Below are 22,638 nucleotides of genomic sequence, written 5' to 3'. Positions count from 1 at the left end.
TATGTGGATATTTAATAATAATATATTTAATTCAAAATCAGATAATAAATAATTATATTTTTTATATATGGGATTTTGTATTTTTAATAACAGCAATAATTTTAATATCTTCTTACATAATATTCAAAATAGGTTATCTAAAAAAGTTATAAAGACGAATTCCCTCTAAACCAAAGAAAGATTGTAGAGAGAATTCGTCTTTTACTCTTTGTTATTCAGATATCATATTAATTTGAATTATAAAATTTTATAATTCAATAGCATCGCTCATATCAATTTGAATATCATAAAAGGTATTTTACACCTGAATATTGATCTAGCCAAGCTAAATTATTTACTAAATCTCCTAACTTGTTCAAAAAGCTTTTGTCTATATCGAATAAGTCTAGGTCATTATATTCAAAATCATATCTATAAATGGATAGTGATTTCTAATTATAACGTCTTGTACTAGTAGAAAAACTGATACAACAATAAATATTGTGACACCTTTCAGATTTCATCCCTAACCTCTCTATAAATCTAGAGTGCAAGACTCTTCGTGCAAAATTGAATTTTCCTACCTTAGGAGAAAGGGAGTCAGAGCAAAAACAAGTAACTAATTCCCTCTCCTTAGATAAGGAGAGGGGTAGGGTGAGGTCTGAGGTTTTGAATTTAATTAACACAACGCATAATTCTAATATTTTGACATTACTAGATTTTTCTCCTCTTACGCAAGCCGATACTCTATACAATTACCAATAAATGTTAAATATTTTAGTTTGTGTCAAAAAAGATTTCAATCTATATCTTTTATGAAAATCATTAGCTTAATTTATATAGATTCATAGCAAATTTTTTTGTTTTATCCTTAAATTCTAAATCAACTTAATCATTCCCATATAATAATACATCATCTTATTATTTTTCTTCTTTACTAACAACTTATCACTAATTATTCATTATTATCTGCCTTTAAAATAGCTACATTATAAGCTTCCACATCAATTTTAATCTTTCCATCTTCTACTTGATAGTCTCGCTTAGCTAGTAGTTCTATAAAAGTAGTTGTATCTATATTTAAATCTTCCAATTCAAACTCTAACTTAGCACTTAAATTACTATTATTAAAGATAACTAATAACTGATTATCTTCTTTTTTACGAGTGAAGGCATAGATATTATTGATTGCATCCTTCTTGATTAAAGTAAAATCACCAGTCCTCAAAGCTATATTATCCTTGCGAATAGCAATTAAGCTCTTATACCATTCAAACATATCTCTGTCCTGTCTTTCTTCATCCCAAATCATTGTTCGTCTACAATCGGGATCACCGCCACCTTCCATAGCTACTTCATCACCATAGTAAATCATTGGAGCACCGAGATAGGTCATTTGGAATGCTACTGCTAATTTTTGACGGGTCTTATCTCCATGTGAAATTGTTAAGACTCGTCCCGTATCATGACTATCTACTAAATTTAATGATGCTACTTGAGCAGGTATCTTATATAATGTTCTAACTTTAGATAATCTATCTTCAAAAGTATTGACATTAATCTTTCTTCTAGAGAAGAAATCCCAAACAGCCATGGCAAAGAGATAGTTCATCACACCATCAAATTCCTCTCCATTTAGCCAAGGAGTGGCATCATTCCACACCTCTCCTACTATATAAGCTTCAGGATTTGCTTCTTTTACTACCTTTCTAAACTCTCTCCAGAAATAATGATCAACTTCATCAGCAACATCTAATCTCCATCCATCTATCCCAATATCCTCAATCCAATACCTAGCTACTTCTAATAGATAATCCCTTACCTCTGAATTGGCAGTCTTTAATTTAGGCATCGTCCAAACACCATTAGCGAAAGTCTCATAATTAGGGTAGATAATTTTAGCTAATTCATCAACTTCAGTTGCTCTCTTCCAGAGCTGATGGCCATCTAGCTTGGATATGTCTTCACCATTATTGCGCTGTTTTATAAGATAATCTATCAAAGAAAGAACATACTCTTTATCCACTCTACTTTCCACTTCTAATTCAATAATTATCTTCTCTTTTAAATCAACTACCTCCAATGAATCTGCTTTGAGCAACTTTTCTATAACCTTATTTATCATCCCTCGAGTTGAACTAGGTGCTTTTTTGACAGGAAAGTTATCAATATAATACCAATCTTTATACTTGGACGCCTCACCCTTCTCTAGTATATCTTGAAAAGCAAAGAATTCATTACTAGTATGATTAAATACTCCATCAAAGATAATCTTGATTTCTCGTTGATGGGCCTGATTAACCAACTCTTTGCAGGTATCTATATCACCAAACTCTGGATCAATCCCCATATAATCAATAATATTATATTTATGGTTAGTAGAAGATTTAAAAACAGGAGTCAAATAAATTGCTGTAATACCTAACTCCTCTAAGTAATCCAACTTCTCAATAATCCCTACCAAATCTCCTCCATAGAAGGAATGCCACTGTGGTCTCTCATTCCAGTCTGTCAAGTTATCAGGGCTAATAGAATGGTCTCCATTACAGAACCTATCAGGAAATATCTGATAAAAAACAGCATCTTTGACCCATTGTGGTGTATCAAAGTAATCCTTTTCACAAATATATGTATATTGAAAACATCCATTATAATCAATTACATCTTTGGCAAAACCATAATTAGAATAATAAAGCTGTTCTGCCCCATCATCTAATAAGAAATAATATTTAAATCTTTTTTTAGAAAATTGCATCTCTACTCTAAAGTAATCGAAAAATTCATCTGAACTATACTTGTCCAATTCAAGAGTAAAGCGGGGTAAATTATTATCCCAATCTCTAAACCTCTCATCATAAATGACATGTACTTTCTCTAAATCTCCTCTTTTTGCTCTTAACTGTATAAATAATTTATCCTCACCTATTGGATAAGCATAGTTTCCATAAGGTTGATGATAAATCGCTTCCTTTAACATAATCAAGCCCCCTTCCACTCTTGGAAACCCTTCCAAGAGAGAAATAATCCATCTTCCCAATAAAATTTAATATTTAAAATAGATGTATTTTACTCTATTTATTCTCTGTAGTCTTTAAATAATCCTGCAAAAAATAAAAATGGCTCCCCGAGCAGGACTCGAACCTGCGACTCGATGGTTAACAGCCATCTGCTCTACCAACTGAGCTATCGGGGAACGCTAAAGAATCACTTTCTTTATCTGATACCTTAATTATAGAACAACCTCTCACTTCTGTCAAATCATAAATTATAGCACCAAAACATAATCTTACAAATTAATTTTCTAACCACACAATACTTTTATTAACTTCAACTTATAGGTATGTGAATTCAAAATGAAACTCAATGGGTATATTACAATACTTTCGTGTCGGGAACCAGGAATCTGGAATCAGTATAGTTTACAGATTCCTGATAACTGATTCCAGATTCCTAACAATGTCTTAATATCTATCTGAAGCGTCATAGTTAAATTTTAATCCTAGATTCACGAACCTATACCTCTTCACCTTGACTTTTTAACTCTAGATATCTATCATAAGCCTTTTTTATCTTCAAGAAATCTTTCCATACAGGTACTTTCTTCTTTTCATCTCTTAATAATGCGGCAGGGTGAAAGGTTGGTAGAAAATAATATCCCTTAGCCTCAAACCATCTTCCCCTCATCCTAGTTATACTTCCCTTTGGATCTAACAGTCCACGTAATGCAGTTGATCCTAATGGAACTATAACCTTAGGATTAACTAATTTGATTTCCTGAGCTAAGATCCATAAACAACTCTTCATCTCATTAGTTGTTGGTTGGCGATTTCCAGGTGGACGACACTTGACTATGTTACTAATATAGATATCATCACGTTCAATCTCAGCAGCATCTAATATCTTATTTAAAAGTTGCCCTGCTTTACCAACAAAAGGAATTCCTTCTCTATCCTCATCTGCACCAGGTCCTTCTCCTACTAACATCAAACCAGCATTAGGGTTTCCACTACCAAAGACAACCTGTGTAGCTTTATCACATAAAGAACAGCGTTGACATTTAGTAGCTATATCCCTCAATTCATCTAATGATCCAAACCTACTCTCACCTTTATCATTAAACAGCTCCAATTGTTCCTTGGAATAAAACAGCATCAAACCACCCCTGTATAGCTTAATAATAAAAAACCAGTAGTTCTACTGGTTTTGCTAAGTTTTATATTCTCTTAATCAGACTAAAAAGTTGGGATAAGGTTGTATCAAATTATATAAATTAGCCTTCTTTTCATCTAATTCTTCCACTAAGACTCCCTTCCAATCTAGCCCTTCTTTATTCTCAGTCAATAGATAATCCAAATGCTTGTACAATTGACTAAACTCTTTCTTTTCTAATAGCAATTTTTCCTCATAAAACCATTTACCAATACTTAATAATATATTAATATTCTCCTGATTTAGTTGAAATAGCCTTTTTTCCTTTAATTTAAGCGATCTTTCTAAACGTACCTTCTGTTCTTGATTATTCTTTTTAGTCTTTTGATTTAAATAGACCAAATTTTCAAGTTTCAACTCGACATTAGCAACCTCTTCTTTTAAATTAAAGATGCGATTCTGCAATTGATTACATAATAATAAATTATTAATTACTAAAGTCAATAGATCTTTTATATCAACATTTAATTTATGATCATAATTTAAGATAATTTCTGAATAGTTCTTTACAACCAGACAGCCTAATGAGATAAATATATTCTTGATATCACAATTACTAACCTTAAATTCCTGATATTTATCTATAGCCAAATTTAACATTAGATGAATCAGCCCCCACTTATCAAACTTATTAAACTCAGTTAACTTCGCAAAACAATTAGCCTCAACACTCACGAAATCCCCTGAAACTTCTAACTTAAAAACTAGAACAAATGATTTTCTATTTAAAAAAGGTTTGTAACTAAAAATATAGAATCTATTGATTAAGAAAGTAATAAGTCCTTTCACTAATCAGTTAGAATTTTAGACAGCATTAATTTCTCAGTGCTTGTCCAATTAAATACTTAAGTAAATTAGTCTTATCACATAGAATTATTAGGATAGATTCTGATGTATTATTTATTTAACTTTCTTTCTATACTAAATATAAAGCCTATAAATAATTATTGAAAAATCCCAAAATTATAGATATTTTGAATATCTTGCGAGGTGATGTTATGATTAGAATAAATAATAATCCAATACTAAATAAGTATAACTTAAATAAGGATAAAATGTCAAATTCAATTAAAGAAGATACAGGTCAATATAAGAAGAATTCTTTAACTATCGACGAATTACTGCATAATTTAAAGTTAGAATTAAATAAGGTTAATAAAGCTATTTTAGCAGAATTAATTAAAACTAATCTACCTTTAAAAGAAGACTTCTTTGCTGATATCAGCAAATTCCTTGATAGTTTTAAGGATAGTTCTGAAGCAAACCTTCAAAACAAGATAAAGATTGCTCTGTTATTAAAAAAGTTAAATTTGCCCCTTAATATGAAATTCTTTAACTTATTTCAGGAGAATAATAATTTAAAGGATAATCTATTAAAAGAATTAATAAATTGGAGTAATAAAGATAATTTGCTGGATACTGATACTAAAAATAAAACTAAAAGTTCTCAAAAAATTACTAATTTACTCAAAAAATTTAATCTAGAAGATAACACTAAAAATAAAGAGATTTTAAAATCAATGTTAAAGTTTGGAGTAAAACTAAATCAGGAGAACTTTACTAGTATCTCTAAAGAAGTTGCTAACTATAAATCTGATCAAATAGATGTTACAATACTACTTAAAAAACTCCAATTACCTACTAATAATCAAGCTTTAAAGGAGTTGTTCTCTCAATTAAAACTTACAGACTCAGATAATCTGAATACATCTATACAAAAATTGCTCTCTACTTTGCTAGCTGATGAGTCCAAATCAGACTCCTTTACTTTAATCTTTCCTAAAATTAAAGAAATAATTGACCAAAACCCAAAGATACTTGTTGAAATCAAGGAAGCTTTATCCAAAAAAGATTTTAATACTTTCAGTAAAAAAATAAACCTTCCTGTTAAAGAGGAAGCTAAGCTTTTAAAACAATTAGTCAAAGAGGAGTTAAGCGAGAAAATTATTACTCCAAATAACTTGACTCCAGAGAACTTAAAAGATTCTTTAACAACTATTAACTCTAATAATGATAAAGCAGATAAGCTCTTAAAAGCTTTATTCCATTTCACAGATAGCAATATCTCTGAAGAAATATCACAAAGTAGTGATAAGTTATTAAAACAGTTACTTGTTCATAGAGCAGTTAATTATAATAATGAGCTAACAACCCTTTTCTTGCCCTTCTTGATAGAAGACAATATCAATCTAGCCCAAATTCAGATCAATCAAGAGGGTAAACGAGGTTCTTCAGAGAGTAATGATCTAAATTTATCCTTTGCAGTCAGAACTGCCAAACTTGGTGATGTAGAAATCAAACTTAAGATTAAAGGCAAACAGATTAATGGATTACTAAATACTGATAATCCTAAAACTTTAAAGTTATTGCAAGAGAACTTAAATAAATTGAGGTTAAATCTAACCAATAGTAAGTATCAAGTAAATTATCTTGACTGTAAGCTATCAGAAGTAGCAGAAACTACATCTAAAGAAGAAGATATCAAGATGACCAATGTAGATTTTAAAATTTGATTGATTGAAGTAATTAAGCTTTAATCTTGAAAGTAGGTGGATTAAATTGAAGAAAAAAGATAAAGAAGAATTGCACGAAGAGGCTGTTGCTTTAAAATATAATCACGAAGAAGACTTTGCACCAATTATCATTGCTAAAGGACAGGGAGAGTTAGCTGAAGAGATTATCAGAAAGGCTAAAGAGTGTGAAATCCCTATCAAAGAAGATAGGGATTTAGTACAAGTACTACTACAACTACAATTAGGAGAAGAGATACCTGAACAACTCTACACTGTGGTAGCAGAAATTTTAGGCTTTATCTATAGCTTAGAAGAGTTAGCTTAAGCCTTCATTCTTATCAAGGTTATGATAATAATTGCAGTACTCCTTCACAGAACACTCCAAGCACTTAGGTCGCCTTGCCTTACAGATATTTCTTCCATGAAATATCAACCAATGATGGGCAGGTGACCATAATTTTTGAGGAATAACCTCCATTAGGTCTTCTTCAGTCTCTCGTACATTTTCACTATCAGCTAAGCCAATCCGATTTGAAACTCGAAAGACATGGGTATCAACGGCAATAGCATCCTTGCCAAAAATGATACTTGTTACTACATTGGCTGTCTTACGCCCTACCCCTGGTAACTTCATTAACTCTTTTCTCTCTTGAGGTACTTGACCACCATACTCATCTATTAGTATCTGACAAGCCTTCACAATATACTTGCTCTTATTTCTATATAAGCCTATCCCTTTAATATGTTCTTCTAATTCCTCTGGCTCTAAAGAGGCAAAGTCTTCTGGACCTTTGAACTTCTTAAATAAATCTTTAGTAACATTATTTACCTGCTTATCGGTAGTCTGGGCTGACATAATTACAGCTATTAATAGCTCAAAGGGATTACTATAATTTAATACTGTTTGTGGCTTGTCATAAGTATCCTTAAGTATCTTTAATATCTCTTCTGCTTCTTGACTGCTTTTTAAATTTTTCATCATCTTCACTCCTTTATTATTAATTTAACCATTTTAACTAGGATTCCTTCATTAAAAATAACAAGTGATGCCTATATAGTTAGAAGAAAAAATTTTCACTTTTCAATCTACTTAAACATATTATAAAGACGAAAAAAGGAGGGATGAAAATGGGAAATTATCCTGATGATGATAAAAGACCTGTTAGAGATAGAATATACCACTTACATAAGTATAAGGGTACTACTTCTAACGCAGATGACCATAGCCATAATTATGACGCTGTTACAGGTCCTCCTATCTATGAGAATAACACTCACTATCATGGTTATCACTCTACCACTAATGTTGTGGAAAGGCACAGACATAGTTGCCAAGGGAGAACAGGACCAGCAATTCCAAATCTTACTGGGCATACTCATATGCTTGATGGAAAAACAGATTTCACAGATAACCATAGACACAGTTATCAAAGTAAGACTTCCAATCCACTTATAAAGATTAGTGATAAAGAATGAAACTCCACTTTTATTAAATCTGTAACCAATTATTATTTACTCCATATTATAATCTTAAGAAAGGAGGGACACAGATGGGAAACTATCAAAGAGATAGAGAACGTAGAAGAGATCCAGATGATCCTGGATGTCCACGAAGACCAAGAGAAAGAGAAAATGGAAATCCAGACTTTCCTGATTTCCCTGATTTTCCAGATATCCCTAGACCAGAGAGGGGACAACATGTTCACAACTATCGTGGTATGACCTCTTATGACGATAGGCATCGCCACAGATTTGAAGGTCAAACAGGTCAACCTATTCATAATGGAGATACCCATTACCATAACTATCAAGGTGTAACTACTACTGATGATGGGCATCAGCATCAGTATCGTGGCAGAACAGGCCCAGCAATCAGAACTAGACGTGGTCATACCCATCAGCTATCAGGAGAAACCAGCCTCAATAATGGCCATCGCCATGATTATGAAGAAAGAACTTCTCGCCCAATTCCAAAGTGATTTCTGATAAGCCACAGGTTTAAACCTGTGGCTTAATATTATGATAAAAGAGGAAGAAAGGATAAAAAGCGCAAAAAGAAAAGATATTCCACTAAAGATTAATAAAAATAAGGTGAGCAAGATGCTCACCTTATTTTTATTCAAAATCTTAAAATTGATTCATTAAATTTGCCATCTCTAATGCTCCAACAGCTGCTTCCCAACCTTTATTTCCTGCCTTAGTCCCAGCTCTCTCAATAGCCTGTTCAATAGTATCTGTTGTAATAATTCCAAACATCACTGGTAGTCCACTATCTAAGCTGACCTTAGAGATACCTTTAGATGCTTCTGCACAGACATAATCAAAGTGTGGTGTAGCACCTCTAATTACTGCTCCTAAGCAAATAATAGCATCATACTTATTAGTGTTTGCCATTCTTTTAGCCACTAAAGGAACTTCAAAGGCTCCAGGCACCCAAGCAACCTCGATATCCTCTTCATTTACTCCATGTCGTTGTAATGCATCTACTGCCCCACTTAATAATCTACTAGAGATGAATTCATTAAACCTTCCTACTATAATTCCAAATTTAAGTCCTGTTCCTACTAATTTTCCTTCATATGATTTAGCATAATTATTCATTTTTTATTTCTCCCCTTTATTTGCTTATTATATTTATGTTAATAAAGAAACTGATACAATATAGAGATATTGCGACACTTTTAGAAATCTGGAATCAGTAGTCAGGAACCAGTTATAAACACTGGTTCCAGATTCCTGATTTCTGACACGAAAGTATCTCAATATACCCATTAAACACTACTATCTATATCAAAATTCAATTATCAAAACAAATTATTAATAATTATTCTCCAACATATGTCCAAGCTTCTCTTTTTTGGTCTCTAAATAAGCCTTATTAGCACAGTTAGCTTCCATCTGATGAGGTACTCTTTCCAGTATATTCAGTCCATACCCTTCTAATCCCACAATTTTACGAGGATTATTGGTCATTAACCTAATACTACTTAAACCTAAATCAGCCAATATCTGTGCACCAATTCCATAGTCTCTCATATCATCAGCAAAGCCCAATTCACGATTAGCCTCTACAGTATCTCTACCCAAATCTTGCAAGTGATAAGCTCTCAATTTATTGGCTAATCCTATACCTCTCCCTTCTTGGCGCATATATAGGACTATTCCCTCTCCTTCTTCCTCAATTCTTTTTAAAGAAGCTGCCAGCTGATCACGACAATCACAACGCAAGGAGCCAAGAGCATCCCCTGTCAAGCACTCAGAGTGGACTCTAACCAGTACATTCTCTTTACCTTCTACTTCACCTTTGATAATAGCAAGATGGCATTTGTCATCAATATCATTCTCATAACCAATCACCCTAAAGTCGCCAAATTTACTTGGCAGACTTACTTCTGGTAAAGGTCTAATCAATCTATCTTTATTCATTCTATAATTGATCAAATCGGCTATAGTAATTATTTTTAAACTATGCTTTTTGGCAAACTCCATCAGTTCAGGTACTCTAGCCATAGTACCATCATCAGACATTATCTCACAGATGACTCCAGCTGGATAAAGCCCAGCTAAACGGGCTAAATCTACTGCTGCTTCAGTATGACCAGCTCTCCTTAAAACTCCACCATCTTTAGCTCTTAGAGGAAAGATATGTCCAGGACGAGCTAAATCAGTAGGCTCTGTCTTGGAATCAACTACTGCTTGAATAGTCTGTGCTCTTTCAAAGGCAGAGATTCCCGTAGTGGTATCTTTATGGTCAATAGAGACTGTAAAAGCTGTTTCATGACTATCAGTATTATTATCTACCATCTGACTTAATCCTAGTTCCCTTAAACGATCTGCTGTAGTAGGTAAACAGATCAAACCTTTGCCATATGTAGCCATAAAATTGATACTTTCAGGGGTTGCTTTATCAGCAGCCATTAACAGATCCCCTTCATTTTCCCTCTCTTCATCATCTACTACAATTATCATCTTACCTGCTCTAATATCTTCAATCGCTTCTTCTATTTTATTAAATTTCATCCCACTCACCTCTTTTATTTAAATTCAATAACGAATGATGATTAAACAGTGACGAGTAAAAAACTTAATATATAAGTTGAACTAATGTTTTTCTTAAAGAATTAAAAAACCTTTTTTGCAACGAATTAACACGAATCACACTAATCAAAGGCAAAAGAATAAATTAATAGTTTAGAATTTTCTTTGTTTTAAATTCGCGTAAATTAGCTGGATTCGTTGCAAAATAAATTGAATTATTGATTTTTGGTTAATGAAATTCTTTAATTCAATCTATATAGTTAGTGTTAAATATCTGTACTTATTACTTATCCTGTTTACTAGTCACCCATTATCAATAACTGCTTTATAAAATTAAGCCAACAAAAATCCATTATCCTCTAGTAATTTAATATCTATATCTGACTTTTTATTATTCTCTTCTTTAGAATTGAGCATTCTCTCTACATACTTACCAATCATGTCTACTTCAAGATTAACCTTAGCGCCAATCTCCTTTTGACCAAGTAAGGTAACTTGGCTAGTATGGGGGATTAATGAGATGTCAAAACTATCATCACCTAAATTAGCTACCGTTAAACTGACTCCATCGATAGCAATTGATCCCTTATGAATAATGTATTTTAAAATATCATTAGGAGCTTCAATAGTTACCACAATAGCATTATCTTCTCTTCTTTTTGCTTTAATAATGCCTAAACCATCTATATGTCCAGAAACTAGATGCCCACCTAATCTATCACCTAGCCTCAATGCCCTTTCTAGGTTGACCTCTGAAGCTACCTTTAGCTCCCCTAAGCTAGAATGTCTCATCGTCTCAGGCATTACATCTACAGTAAACTCATCTTGCTTAAAAGAAGTTACTGTCAAACAGACACCATTAGTAGCTATACTATCCCCTAATCTCACATCCTCTAATACCTTAGTTGCTTCTATGGTCAACACAATCGACTTACTTCCCCGCTGAATTCTCTTGACCTTTCCTAGCTCTTCAATAATACCAGTAAACATTAGCTCTCCTCCTTTTTAATTAATGTGAGTAGAAAATTTTATGATTTAGGATTTTTAACTGTCAACTGTCAACCGTAAACTGTGCACTATCTGTATTCTGGATAGCCTACTACTAGTATATCCTCTCCCACTAAGCTAACCTCTTTATTAATAATTTTAATTCCATCTCTAATCTGTGATACCCCTTGTCCACTTACAACAGAAATAGCATCACTTCCTCCAATAATCTTAGGAGCAATAAAGTAGTATAATTTATCAACTAATCCTGCTTCTAAAAATGAGGAGCTGACTCGACTTCCACCTTCAACCAATAAACTGCTTATCTCTCTGTCAGCCAAAAAGTCCAATAATAGATTCAAATCTATATTATTCCTTCCTCCAACTTCAATAATCTCTACTCCCTTTTCCATCAGTTCTTGCTTCTTTTTTTCATCACTAGATTTTAGAGTAACAATTATAGTTTTGGCATCAGATTCTTGATTAATGATATCAGCATTTAAAGGAATTCTCAACCTACTATCTAAAACAATTCTAATTGGGTCTTGCCCTCCTTGAGGTAAACGGGTAGTTAAACGTGGATTATCAGCTAAAACTGTTCCTATACCAACTAAAATCCCATCTGCTTTATCCCTTAGTCGGTGGACTAAGTGGCGAGACTCTGTTCCACTGATCCATTTAGAATCACCAGTTTTAGTTGCTATCTTACCATCTAAAGTCATGGCATTCTTTAAGATAACAAAAGGCTTGTTAGCAGTTATATATTTAATAAAGACTTCATTAACTCTTCTAGCTTCATCTTCTAATAAGCCTACTTCAGTCTCAATTCCAGCTTGCTTAAGCAAGTTAATACCTTCTCCTGCCACTTTAGGGTTAGGGTCTTTCATAGCAATTAGTACCCTCTTCACCCCTGCATTAATTAAAGCATTAGCACAGGGGGGAGTCTTACCATAATGAGAACAAGGTTCTAAAGTCACATAAACAGTAGCCCCTTTAGCCTCCTGTCCTACCTTTTTTAAGGCATAGACCTCTGCATGAGCCCCTCCAGCATAATGATGATATCCTTCTCCAATCACCTTCCCATTCTTTACAATCACTGCCCCTACTATAGGATTGGGACTTGTCCTCCCCTCTGCTTGTCGAGCCAGATTTAATGCACGTTGCATATAATCTTTGTCGGTCATAATTTGATTCTCCTTTATGTACTTAAATTAGATTTTAGCTATATTTTAAAATGATTATAAATAGTAATAATCTTTAATATTTTAACCTATAATCATAAAATTCAAATATGTATTTCTATAGAGATAAAGCGACACTTTTTACATTAGTGTATAGTTGATAGTGAATAGTTAGGATCTTAAGGTTTTAAGAAACGTAAGCGGTCTTCGAGTTATAATCTAATACTATTTTAAACTCAAGAATTTTAAATAAATCCAATATTTCTTATATAGTTTTAGCGTGTTTCATTGGGAAAGTAAGCGGTATATTAGATGATTGCTAATTCATAATATAATTATAAAATTTATTTGATTATTCTAATCTTAGTTGTTAAACGTTAGCGTTTTCCCGGTTTTAAAATGATTTTTTGGTTACTTTTTTATCTATGGAGCTTTGAAGGAAGTGTTCTTCTTCCTGAATGATACCTGTGGTAAAAAACGTAACTCGCCGTTTAGGCGAAACCTGAACTAAGATAAAGAAGAGTTTTTGATAAAAACTCAAAGATAAGATATTGCTTAGAAGATAAAATAGAAAAAGTATCCCAATATCCCCATATCATCTTATATTTAAATTATAAAGACACAAATCTATAAACCTAAGAATAATATAAAAATCAAAACATTCAATAACTCAAAAAAAGGTACTCAAAGAATTATTCTCCGAGTACCTTAAAGTCCCTAAAATAAGATCAATCTTATTTTACTATATCACTTCTTCTCTCTTCCAGACTTTGACTGTCGGCTCTGGAATCTCACCAGATCTGCTTGCGCTCGCGGGCTATTACCGCCGGTTAGGAATTACACCTGACCCCGAAGAATTTAACGTTATTAAATTTTATACTTTACAAATAATAATACCATATTATAATAACTAAAGCAACTTAAAATTAGAAACTATGACCTCTTCAATTCTGCTATAGCCTTCGCTCTATTATCAGCACCAAAAACTGCTGAACCAGCTACTAAAACATTTGCTCCTGCTCTAACTACCTCAATTGCTGTAGTATTTGGTTTGATTCCACCATCTACTTGAATATCAATCTTCAAACCTTGCTCTTCAATCATCGCTCTTAACCTCTCAATCTTAGGTAACATCTCTGGAATAAAACTCTGTCCACCAAAGCCAGGATTGACTGTCATTAATAAGACCATATCCAATTCACTTAATACATATTCAATGGCACTTAGTGGAGTAGCGGGATTTAATGCTACTGCTGCCTTGACACCCTTTGCCTTGATATTTTGAACAGTACGATGTAAATGAGGACAAGCCTCAGCATGAACAGTGATGATGTCTGCTCCTGCCTTAGCAAATTCAGAGATATACTGATCAGGGTTCTCAATCATCAAATGAACATCTAAGATCTGTTCTGTTTTGTCTTGAATAGAGTTTAAAACCAAAGGTCCAATGGTAATATTAGGAACAAAATGTCCATCCATCACATCAATATGTAAATATTCTGCTGACTTTACTGTTTCAATCTCTGCTGCCAATTTACTAAAATCTGCTGATAAAATCGATGGTGCAACTTTAATCATAATTATCTCCTCCAATTCTTCTCTTCTGCTTGCTGTATCTCTGCTAAAAATTCTAAATAATTCTCATAGCGATGCTCCGCAATCTTGCCCTGCTCTAAAGCATCCTTAACTCCACACTTTGGTTCATGGCTATGGGAGCAAGGATAAAATTTACAATCATCTAAACTCTCTAAAATTTCAGGAAAGAAGTACTGTAAATCCTCTGAGGCTATCGAGCTAACATCAAGGGAACTAAAGCCTGGAGTATCAGCAACCCAGCCCCCAAAGTCCAAGGGTAATAACTCCACATGGCGAGTAGTATGGCGTCCTCGCTTAATTCTCTGACTGACCTCTCCCATCTTTAGTTCTAAACCTGGTTGAAGGGCATTTAATAAACTAGATTTACCTACCCCAGAAGGTCCTGCAAAGACTGAGACCTTATCTTTAAGGGCTTGTCTTAATTCATCAATCCCTAAATCATCCTCAACACTAGTATAAATCACCTTATATTTAATCGCTTCATAAGGCTTTAGAACTTCCTTAGCCTGCTCTATTCCTGATAAATCTACCTTATTGATACAGATAATAATCTCAAAATCCTCAGCCTCAGCCAAGACCAATAATCTATCTAATAATTTGTAATGTAAATCAGGCTCTCTAATAGCCGAAGTAATCACTACCTGCTCCACATTAGCAATCGGTGGACGGAAGAGATAGTTCTCTCTCTTCTTTCTATTCTCCACCACGCCAGTCTGATCCTCAAAGATAGTAAAGTCAACTATATCGCCAGCTATCACATCTATCTTCTCCTGCTTTAACCTGCCTCTAGCCCTACATTCATAAACATCTTTGCTTTCAAAATCATAAACATAAAAAAAACCTCCAAAAGCCTTTAAAATCCTTCCTTCCTTCATAACCACTCTCCCTTTTTTAGTTGACAGTTGATAGTTGATAATTGACAGTTAAAAATTAAAACCTATAAAAACCTCTATACATTAAGATTTTTAATCAGTTGCTTTTCGAGTTTTTAAACTATCAACTATCAATTGTACACTATCAACTATATCTTACTCTTCACTGCTCTTAAACCTGTTTCTCATAATATAGCTGTCCATCTAAATAAATTTTGATGCTTCCTGGTCCTACAATAATAACATCTTTCATTACAGTATCACCAGCTTGATGGACTTGGTCATAGACTGTTCTTTGACCATTATCATCTTGCACTATAAATTCTACCCTCTTCTCATCACCAGGTGGTATATTAAAACGAATCTTACGATCTTTAATTTCAGAACCTCGTGGGTTACGAATTCCTGTACTGACAATCAACTGAATTGTTGACCCTTCCATCAATTTAGTACCTGTACTAGGCTTTTGAGCAATTACCCTACCTTGGTGATAATCTAAACTCTCTCTCTTTAAGACTTGCCCAAGGATTAATTTCAATTGTCTTAACCTTTCTACAGCCTCTTCCTGACGTAATCCTACTAAGTTAGGAACTTCCACCTCTTGAGGCTCTCCACCTTTGCTAATAACTAAATTGATATTAGTACCTGCTTTAACCTCTATTCCTGGCTGAGGATCTTGAGAGATAATCTGACCTTCAGCAACTTCATTACTATACTCTTCTTTAACTTCTCCTGTTTGAAGATCCAATTTATCGAGTTTAATCTCTGCCTCCCTTAAAGTAATATTAGCTAATTCAGGAACTTTTGACACCTGCGCTCCCTTACTGACTACTACTTCAATTACTCTGGCCTTCTTTACTTTACTATTGGGAGGAATACTTTGAGAAATAATATGATCCTTCTCAATTTCTTGACTATAACTCTCATAATAGACCTTTAAACTCAATCCCTTAGATTTTAAATCCTGACGTGCAACCTCTAAATGCTTACCTACCAAATTTGGTACCTTCACCTCTTCAACATTAACATACTGCATTAACATAAAATAACCAACACCCATAATTACAATAAAGGTAGCCATTAAGATTAATAAAGCTGTTAAAAGGCTACTTCTCTTCTTCTTAGCTGGGACTTTCTCTTTTGAAGTGGGTTCTTTATCTTTCTCCACTACATCCACTCCCCTAAGGTTTTGTTGGACTTCTTCTTTCTTGATTATATTAGTATTATTCTTCTCTTTCTCTTTTTTAATCTCTTTTTGATAATCCTGTTTGGACATAATCATCGTATGCTGATTTGCAATACTCTTAACTTCATTAGTCTGATTAGCAAGCTGTTCCTCAACTTCCTTTAAGTCCCTTAACATCTCTACAACAGAATTATATCTATTCTCTGGTTCTTTAGCTATTGCCTTTAGAATAATCTCTGCTAATTTATCTGGAATACTAGCATTTATCTCTTTAGGACTTACTGGTGCTTCTTCAATATGCTTTAAAGCAATTGAGACATGACTATCTCCAGTAAAAGGTACTTTACCTGTTACTAATTCATAAAGTACAACCCCTAAAGAATAGATATCAGATTTAGTACTAACCTTTCCTCCCTTTGCTTGCTCTGGTGAAAGGTAATGGGCAGAGCCCATAATCGAATCGGTTTGCCCCAGCGTTGCCGAAGTTACAGCTTGAGCAATACCAAAGTCAGTCACTTTGACTCGCCCATCGTCTGTTAAAAGAATATTATGGGGCTTAACATCACAATGAACAATATTATTGCGATGAGCTTTGACTAAAGCATTACAGACCCCAGCTACTATATCAATTGCTTGATCAATCTTAACCCTTTTAACCTCTTTTAAATGTTCTTTTAAATCCTCTCCAGTAATATATTCCATCACTATATAATTAATATCATCCTCTTTACCTATATCAAAGATATTAACTATATTTGGATGGGAAAGGCTTGCTACTGCTTGTGCCTCATGTTTAAAGCGCCTAACAGCAGTTTCATTGTCAGCAAAGTGGGGCTGTAAAATCTTAATAGCCACTTCACGACCTAATAGTTGATCTTTGGCTCGATAGACAATAGCCATACCACCAGTACCGACCTTCTCTACAAGTTCATATCTCGAATTTAAGACTTTACCGATCATCCATGTCACCTCAAAGTTTTAAACTTAATTATTACAATAAATAAGCACTGTAATATTATCATATCCACCCTGTTTATTAGCCATTAATGCCATTTTATCAGCCTTCTTTTGTAGATCTAAATCTTTTGCCAAAATTTCACAAATCTTATCATTAGATAACATATTGGTCAATCCATCAGAACATAATAAAATTAAATCATTGGACTCTAAAGCTAACTCAAATAGATCAACCTCAACCTCTTCTTTAACACCTAAAGCCTTCAGTAATAGGTTCTTTTTTGGATGATTATCTGCTTCTTCTTGACTGATTAGATTACTTCTAAGTAGTTCACCCACATAAGAATGGTCATCGGTCAACTGCTTTAATTCACCATTTCTAAATAGATAGGCTCTACTGTCGCCAATATGTCCAATTATTAATATTCTATCTTTAATAACTCCCATAGTCAAGGTTGTTCCCATCCCTTGAAACTCTTCTTTAGCTAAACCTTCTTGCTGAATTTTTTGATTTACTAATTCTATACACTCTTTGATACTATCTTTTAAAGAATTATGATTAAAATTATACTCTTTTATCCCTTCAACTGCTAAAGAACTGGCTACATTTCCTCCTTGATGTCCACCCATACCATCAGCTACAACGATAATATCCAAGCCATCCTTATTAATCACTAAATAACTATCTTGATTCTCACTTCTAACCTTACCTACTTCACTAGTAGCTCCATACCTCATTATATCACCCCACTTACATCTTAAGGCAGAATTCTAGTTCACTCTCCCCTAATTTAATTTTATCACCATCTACCAGCCTCTTACTTTCAACCAACTGATTATTAACAAAGACACCATTTGTACTATTAAGATCATTAATCAGATAATAATAATCCTTTTTAATAATTTGGGCATGAACTCTTGAGACCTTATGATCTACTAAGACCACCTCATTATTCTCTTGACGACCTATATTAGTCTCTACAGAATTGATCTCAAATATCTTTGACTCAACTCCATTCTTTAAAAGCCTTAAATAACACTCCCTTTCAGAAAGGGGTCTCACTTTTACAGTATGATTTATCTTTTCTAAATTATTACTTTTTCCCCCTTCGACTTTAAATATTTTGGTGCCACCACCTTCAGTATTATCCAAGTTAAACTCATCAAGACTAAACTCACCTGTGGCTACTACCTCTTCTTTTAGTTTAGCACTTAATGCAAAATCTAACTTCAACCCTCCTCTGAGCTTAAATCCCTTTTTAGTAATCTCTTCTAAGATTACTTCCTTTAATTTATCCTTGGCTTCCTGAGTCAAATTATTAAGCTCATTTTTATCTTCTAAAGGAATTATAACTTTATAATTATTGGGAACATAATCACCTTCACTTCCCTTTCTTAACTTCTTCTCCATATCATTAACTATTTTTCTAATTATCTTCTGATAAAAAGGTTGTAAAGAGTCAATCAGAAACATTTCTTTGATCTTTCGAGCCAATTTCATTGGAAACTTCATCTTTTCGCCTCCTTGGCTTGTAATTGCCCACAGGCTGCAGCAATATCAGCACCCCGCTCAACTCTAACTGTCACTGCTATCCCTTCTTGCTCCAATTCAGCTTTAAAACCATTTATTATACTTGTATCTGGTTTGCTATACTCTAGACCCTCTACTTGATTGATTGGAATTAGATTAACATGGGATAGTACTTTTGATAATAATTTCGCTAACTCTCTAGCATCTTTTGGAGAATCATTGACTCCTTTAACTAAGGAGTACTCAAAGCTGACTCTTCGCCCTGTCTTCTCTATATAATAACGACAACTTTCCAGCAACTCTTCTAAGGGATATCTATCATTAATAGGCATCATCTGACTACGCAATTTATTATTTGGAGCATGTAAGGAGATCGCTAAAGTCAACTGCAACTCTTCCTCTGCTAACCTTTTAATCTGAGGGACTAAACCACAAGTAGATAAGGTTATCCTTCTCATTCCTATATTCAGACCCTTATCATCATTCATCAAGCTAATTGCTTTAAGTACTTCCTCATAATTGGCTAAAGGCTCCCCCATTCCCATCAAAACTATATTGCTAATTTCTTCACCTTTCAACCTCGCAATAGTTATAATCTGATTGACAATCTCTCCAGAGCTTAGATTTCTAGCCAGACCATTTAATCCTGTAGCACAGAAATTACATCCCATCCCACAGCCTACTTGAGTAGAGATACAGACACTTCTTCTATTATCTTGATAAGGCATAAAGACACTCTCTATTCGCTGACCATCCTCTAACTCAAAGAGGTATTTAATAGTACCATCTTTAGATTCTTGAGAGGCAATCACTTCCAATTGACTAATATAAGCTTTATCAGTTAACTTTTCCCTGAAACTTTTAGAAAGATTGCTCATTTTTGAGAAATCTTTGACCTTCTTATCATAAATCCAATTAAATATCTGTTTGGCTCGAAAACTTGCTTCACCTAAAGAACTAACCACTTCTTTCAATTCTTCTAAACTCAGCCCCATCAAATCTACTCTTTCTTCCATGCTTAACTTCCTTTCCTTTATGAGTGTCAGTGTCTGTGTGAGTGTGAGCAAAAGTAAAAAAATAGAGATAACTTCTAGACTCTATATAAAGGTTTATTCACACCCACACTAACCACTCACACCATCTTCCACTTTTTCAACTTAATTGTCTTACTATTACTTCTTGTCACTTGTTATTGGCTACTCGTTACTCATCCTACGAGTTCTTTGAACTCTTCGTGAAGGAAAAATTCCCAACCTAATTTTTCCTATCTACTGCTTTTAAGCATTTTTGCTATAAAAAATCCTTCAATTAAATCCTGATCAGGAAGCAACTGTAAAGCCCCCTCCTGTAAATAGTCTGTTAATCCAAAGCTTTCAGCCTCTTTTCTCAAATCGACTAATTTAAAATCATCATGTTTTTTTAAAAATTCTTTGATAATTTCTATATTCTCTTCAGCAGTAAAGGTACAAGTACTATAGACCAATACTCCATTATCTTTAAGCATCTTAGCTCCATTATCTAGTAACTCTGCTTGTAGTTTCTCTAACTCCAGCAAATCTTGAGGCTTTTTTTGCCAACGAATCTCTGGCTTTTTAGCCATAATCCCCAAACCAGAACAAGGTGCATCTACTAAGACCTTGTCTATCTTCTCAGCAAAGCTGACCTCTCTTCCATCACTACAGATAGTCTCTACGTTATTAATTCCCAATCTATTGCAGTTTTCATGAATTAAATCTAATTTATGTTGATGGACATCGACAGCATAAACTTGTCCACTATTATCCATCAGTTGTGATAGATGGGTTGTCTTACCACCTGGAGCGCTACATAAATCTACAATTCTATCATCAGCTTCAGGACTTAAAATATGGGCTACCAACATTGATGCCAGCCCTTGTACTTGAAACTCCCCATACTCAAAAGACTTTAATCTATCTATTGATGGATATTTGAGTAGATTGATTGCTTCTGGCACTAAAGCTATAGGCTCAGCATCTACCTCAGCATCTGATAACTTCTGAATTAGAGCCTCTCTATCAGCCTTTAAAGTATTTGTTCTAATTACAGTAGCAGGTACTTTATTTAAAGTTTTAGCTATCTTAATAGCTTTATCAACCCCATAGTTCTTCACCCAGCGCTCTACCAACCATTGGGGCTGTGAATACTTGTATCTAATATGTTGGACTGAATCTTTCTCTAACTTAGGATAAACAATCTTATCTAAACTACGAATAATATTCCGTAAAACACCATTGATAAATTTAATTGCTCCTCGATTACATTTAGATTTAGCAACCTCTACAGTCTCATTGACAGCCACTGGAGCTGGTATCTTATCCAAATAATAGACTTGATAGACTCCCAATCTCAAAGAGTTTCTCACCCATGGTGTCATCTTATTGATTTTGCGACTAGCAAATTTATTGATAATCCAATCTAAAGTATTTCTTCTTCTGATAACTCCATAAATAAGTTGGGTCGCTAAACTTCTATCCCTTTTATCTAAATTAGATCTATTCAATAGACTATTTACTACTAGATTAGAGAAGCCATTCTCTTCATTAATCTTATATATTCCTTCTAATGCTATTACTCTTGCATTTTTCATATAAAAATCCTCCGTTTATTTATGTAATTGATTATATGGAATCGGGAGCAAGTTATCAGAAATCTGTATATTTTACTGATTCCATATTCCAGACTACCTATTCCCCAAAGCCTTTATTTATATAATACCAAGATATAATCTATTATTCCATAGATATATCAAATTAACTCATAAAAAGAAAAGCCGATTCATCCCTATCTCTATATAGATTAGGGTTTCTCGGCTAATTTGAATAATATCTAAGGTATATTAATCATCATCTAGCATCCCACGCATCACTAACAATCTAACTAAATGTCCAATAGAAACTAACGCTGCTGCAACATAAGTCAATGCTGCAGCATTTAGTACCTTTTTAGTTCCGGCAACTTGCTTACTGTTCAAATAATTATGCTTTTTTAATAATTTTAAGGCTCGACTACTTGCATTAAACTCTACTGGTAAAGTAACAATTTGAAATAATACTGCACCAGTAAATAGTAAAATTCCTAAACTAACAATCAACTCAGATCTAAAAAAGAAGAATCCAAAAACACCAATAAAAAGTCCAAACTGTGAACCAAAGTTTGCTACTGGTACCAAACTATGACGTAAGCGTAAAGGTGTATAACTAACAGCATCTTGAATAGCATGACCTGTTTCATGAGCTGCAACTCCTAATGAAGCTACAGAGCTACCATCATAAACCTCTGGAGATAATTTCAAAACCTTGTTTCGAGGATCATAATGATCTGATAAACTACCACTAGTCCTTTGTACACTCACATCAAAAATACCCTCTTTGCGCAATAATTCTCTAGCAACTTCAGCTCCTGTCATCCCACTTTGAGCCCTAATATTCAAATACTTATTAAACGTAGACTTAATTTTAAATTGAGCATACATCGCCAATAAAATAGCAGGTATCAATATTACCATAGTTGGATCAAAAAAGAAAAAAGGCATTAATCTCAACCCCCTTTAAATTAGTGTAAAGTTTAT

Annotated in this window: 20 protein-coding genes, 1 tRNA gene and 1 riboswitch; of the genes, 4 read left to right on the top strand and 17 right to left on the bottom strand. The window is 33.7% G+C overall.

Going from position 1 to position 22,638, the window contains the following annotated elements; translation table 11 throughout:
* Positions 1 to 934: 934 nt before the first annotated feature.
* The 4 genes from ACTCDL_RS02165 to ACTCDL_RS02150 form a co-directional block, all read right to left on the bottom strand.
* Positions 935 to 2,956, bottom strand: a complete 2,022-nt coding sequence (locus tag ACTCDL_RS02165; protein WP_463173673.1) for a glycoside hydrolase family 13 protein — start codon at positions 2,954 to 2,956, stop codon at positions 935 to 937.
* A 140-nt stretch (positions 2,957 to 3,096) separates the two neighbouring features.
* Positions 3,097 to 3,172 (bottom strand) — tRNA-Asn (locus ACTCDL_RS02160).
* Between the two features lie 320 nt (positions 3,173 to 3,492).
* Positions 3,493 to 4,131, bottom strand: coding sequence for a uracil-DNA glycosylase (locus ACTCDL_RS02155; RefSeq protein ID WP_463173672.1), 639 nt, complete (start codon positions 4,129 to 4,131; stop codon positions 3,493 to 3,495).
* A 75-nt stretch (positions 4,132 to 4,206) separates the two neighbouring features.
* Positions 4,207 to 4,788, bottom strand: a complete 582-nt coding sequence (locus ACTCDL_RS02150) for a hypothetical protein (RefSeq protein ID WP_463173671.1) — start codon at positions 4,786 to 4,788, stop codon at positions 4,207 to 4,209.
* Positions 4,789 to 5,186: 398 nt separating this feature from the next.
* On the opposite strand from ACTCDL_RS02150, the gene ACTCDL_RS02145 reads away from it, so the two are divergent.
* Positions 5,187 to 6,701, top strand: coding sequence for a flagellar hook-length control protein FliK (locus ACTCDL_RS02145; protein ID WP_463173669.1), 1,515 nt, complete (start codon positions 5,187 to 5,189; stop codon positions 6,699 to 6,701).
* 46 nt (positions 6,702 to 6,747) lie between these two features.
* Positions 6,748 to 7,026, top strand: a complete 279-nt coding sequence (locus ACTCDL_RS02140) for an EscU/YscU/HrcU family type III secretion system export apparatus switch protein (RefSeq protein WP_463173668.1) — start codon at positions 6,748 to 6,750, stop codon at positions 7,024 to 7,026.
* Here ACTCDL_RS02140 and nth read toward each other — a convergent pair.
* Positions 7,018 to 7,680, bottom strand: a complete 663-nt coding sequence (nth, locus tag ACTCDL_RS02135; RefSeq protein WP_463173667.1) for an endonuclease III — start codon at positions 7,678 to 7,680, stop codon at positions 7,018 to 7,020. The two genes, ACTCDL_RS02140 and nth, sit on opposite strands and share 9 nt — an antisense overlap.
* 149 nt (positions 7,681 to 7,829) lie before the next feature.
* Here nth and ACTCDL_RS02130 point away from each other — a divergent pair, with 149 nt between their 5' ends.
* Complete coding sequence (locus ACTCDL_RS02130; RefSeq protein WP_463173666.1) at positions 7,830 to 8,177, top strand: YmaF family protein; 348 nt, start codon at positions 7,830 to 7,832, stop codon at positions 8,175 to 8,177.
* Between the two features lie 74 nt (positions 8,178 to 8,251).
* Positions 8,252 to 8,680: a YmaF family protein gene (locus tag ACTCDL_RS02125; RefSeq protein WP_463173664.1), complete on the top strand. Its 429-nt coding sequence runs from the start codon at positions 8,252 to 8,254 to the stop codon at positions 8,678 to 8,680.
* Positions 8,681 to 8,828: 148 nt separating this feature from the next.
* Here the strand turns inward: ACTCDL_RS02125 and ribH are convergent, their stop codons facing one another.
* The 12 genes from ribH to ACTCDL_RS02065 all read right to left on the bottom strand — a co-directional run bounded on the left by ribH (position 8,829) and on the right by ACTCDL_RS02065 (position 22,602).
* Complete coding sequence (gene ribH / locus ACTCDL_RS02120) at positions 8,829 to 9,302, bottom strand: 6,7-dimethyl-8-ribityllumazine synthase (protein WP_463173662.1); 474 nt, start codon at positions 9,300 to 9,302, stop codon at positions 8,829 to 8,831.
* A 216-nt stretch (positions 9,303 to 9,518) separates the two neighbouring features.
* Positions 9,519 to 10,721, bottom strand: coding sequence for a bifunctional 3,4-dihydroxy-2-butanone-4-phosphate synthase/GTP cyclohydrolase II (locus ACTCDL_RS02115; protein ID WP_463173661.1), 1,203 nt, complete (start codon positions 10,719 to 10,721; stop codon positions 9,519 to 9,521).
* 351 nt (positions 10,722 to 11,072) lie between these two features.
* Entirely contained in the window at positions 11,073 to 11,729 is a 657-nt protein-coding gene (gene ribE / locus ACTCDL_RS02110; protein ID WP_463173660.1) for a riboflavin synthase, read from the bottom strand.
* 86 nt (positions 11,730 to 11,815) lie between these two features.
* A complete protein-coding gene (gene ribD, locus ACTCDL_RS02105) occupies positions 11,816 to 12,910 on the bottom strand; it encodes a bifunctional diaminohydroxyphosphoribosylaminopyrimidine deaminase/5-amino-6-(5-phosphoribosylamino)uracil reductase RibD (protein WP_463173659.1) in 1,095 nt (364 codons plus the stop codon).
* Between the two features lie 744 nt (positions 12,911 to 13,654).
* Positions 13,655 to 13,768: riboswitch (FMN riboswitch) on the bottom strand.
* A 72-nt stretch (positions 13,769 to 13,840) separates the two neighbouring features.
* Positions 13,841 to 14,485: a ribulose-phosphate 3-epimerase gene (gene rpe / locus ACTCDL_RS02100; RefSeq protein ID WP_463173657.1), complete on the bottom strand. Its 645-nt coding sequence runs from the start codon at positions 14,483 to 14,485 to the stop codon at positions 13,841 to 13,843.
* Between the two features lie 2 nt (positions 14,486 to 14,487).
* Entirely contained in the window at positions 14,488 to 15,378 is an 891-nt protein-coding gene (gene rsgA / locus ACTCDL_RS02095) for a ribosome small subunit-dependent GTPase A (RefSeq protein ID WP_463173656.1), read from the bottom strand.
* Positions 15,379 to 15,547: 169 nt separating this feature from the next.
* A complete protein-coding gene (gene pknB / locus ACTCDL_RS02090; RefSeq protein ID WP_463173655.1) occupies positions 15,548 to 17,521 on the bottom strand; it encodes a Stk1 family PASTA domain-containing Ser/Thr kinase in 1,974 nt (657 codons plus the stop codon).
* A gap of 24 nt (positions 17,522 to 17,545) precedes the next feature.
* Positions 17,546 to 18,256, bottom strand: coding sequence for a Stp1/IreP family PP2C-type Ser/Thr phosphatase (locus ACTCDL_RS02085; protein ID WP_463173653.1), 711 nt, complete (start codon positions 18,254 to 18,256; stop codon positions 17,546 to 17,548).
* Between the two features lie 13 nt (positions 18,257 to 18,269).
* Positions 18,270 to 19,031, bottom strand: coding sequence for an FhaA domain-containing protein (locus tag ACTCDL_RS02080; protein ID WP_463173652.1), 762 nt, complete (start codon positions 19,029 to 19,031; stop codon positions 18,270 to 18,272).
* On the bottom strand, positions 19,028 to 20,065 hold the full coding sequence (gene rlmN, locus ACTCDL_RS02075; RefSeq protein WP_463173649.1) for a dual-specificity RNA methyltransferase RlmN: 1,038 nt from the start codon (positions 20,063 to 20,065) through the stop codon (positions 19,028 to 19,030). Before rlmN ends, ACTCDL_RS02080 begins: the two co-directional genes overlap by 4 nt.
* Before the next feature lie 248 nt (positions 20,066 to 20,313).
* The gene (gene rsmB, locus ACTCDL_RS02070; protein WP_463173647.1) at positions 20,314 to 21,657 is read right to left on the bottom strand and encodes a 16S rRNA (cytosine(967)-C(5))-methyltransferase RsmB; all 1,344 of its coding nucleotides are present in this window, start codon (positions 21,655 to 21,657) and stop codon (positions 20,314 to 20,316) included.
* Between the two features lie 249 nt (positions 21,658 to 21,906).
* The gene (locus ACTCDL_RS02065) at positions 21,907 to 22,602 is read right to left on the bottom strand and encodes a zinc metallopeptidase (RefSeq protein WP_463173645.1); all 696 of its coding nucleotides are present in this window, start codon (positions 22,600 to 22,602) and stop codon (positions 21,907 to 21,909) included.
* Positions 22,603 to 22,638: the final 36 nt, after the last annotated feature.

The sequence above is a fragment of the Orenia sp. genome, from assembly GCF_055140805.1.
Note: the sequence above shows the minus strand (reverse complement) of the source record. Positions and strands in the feature narration are given on the sequence as shown.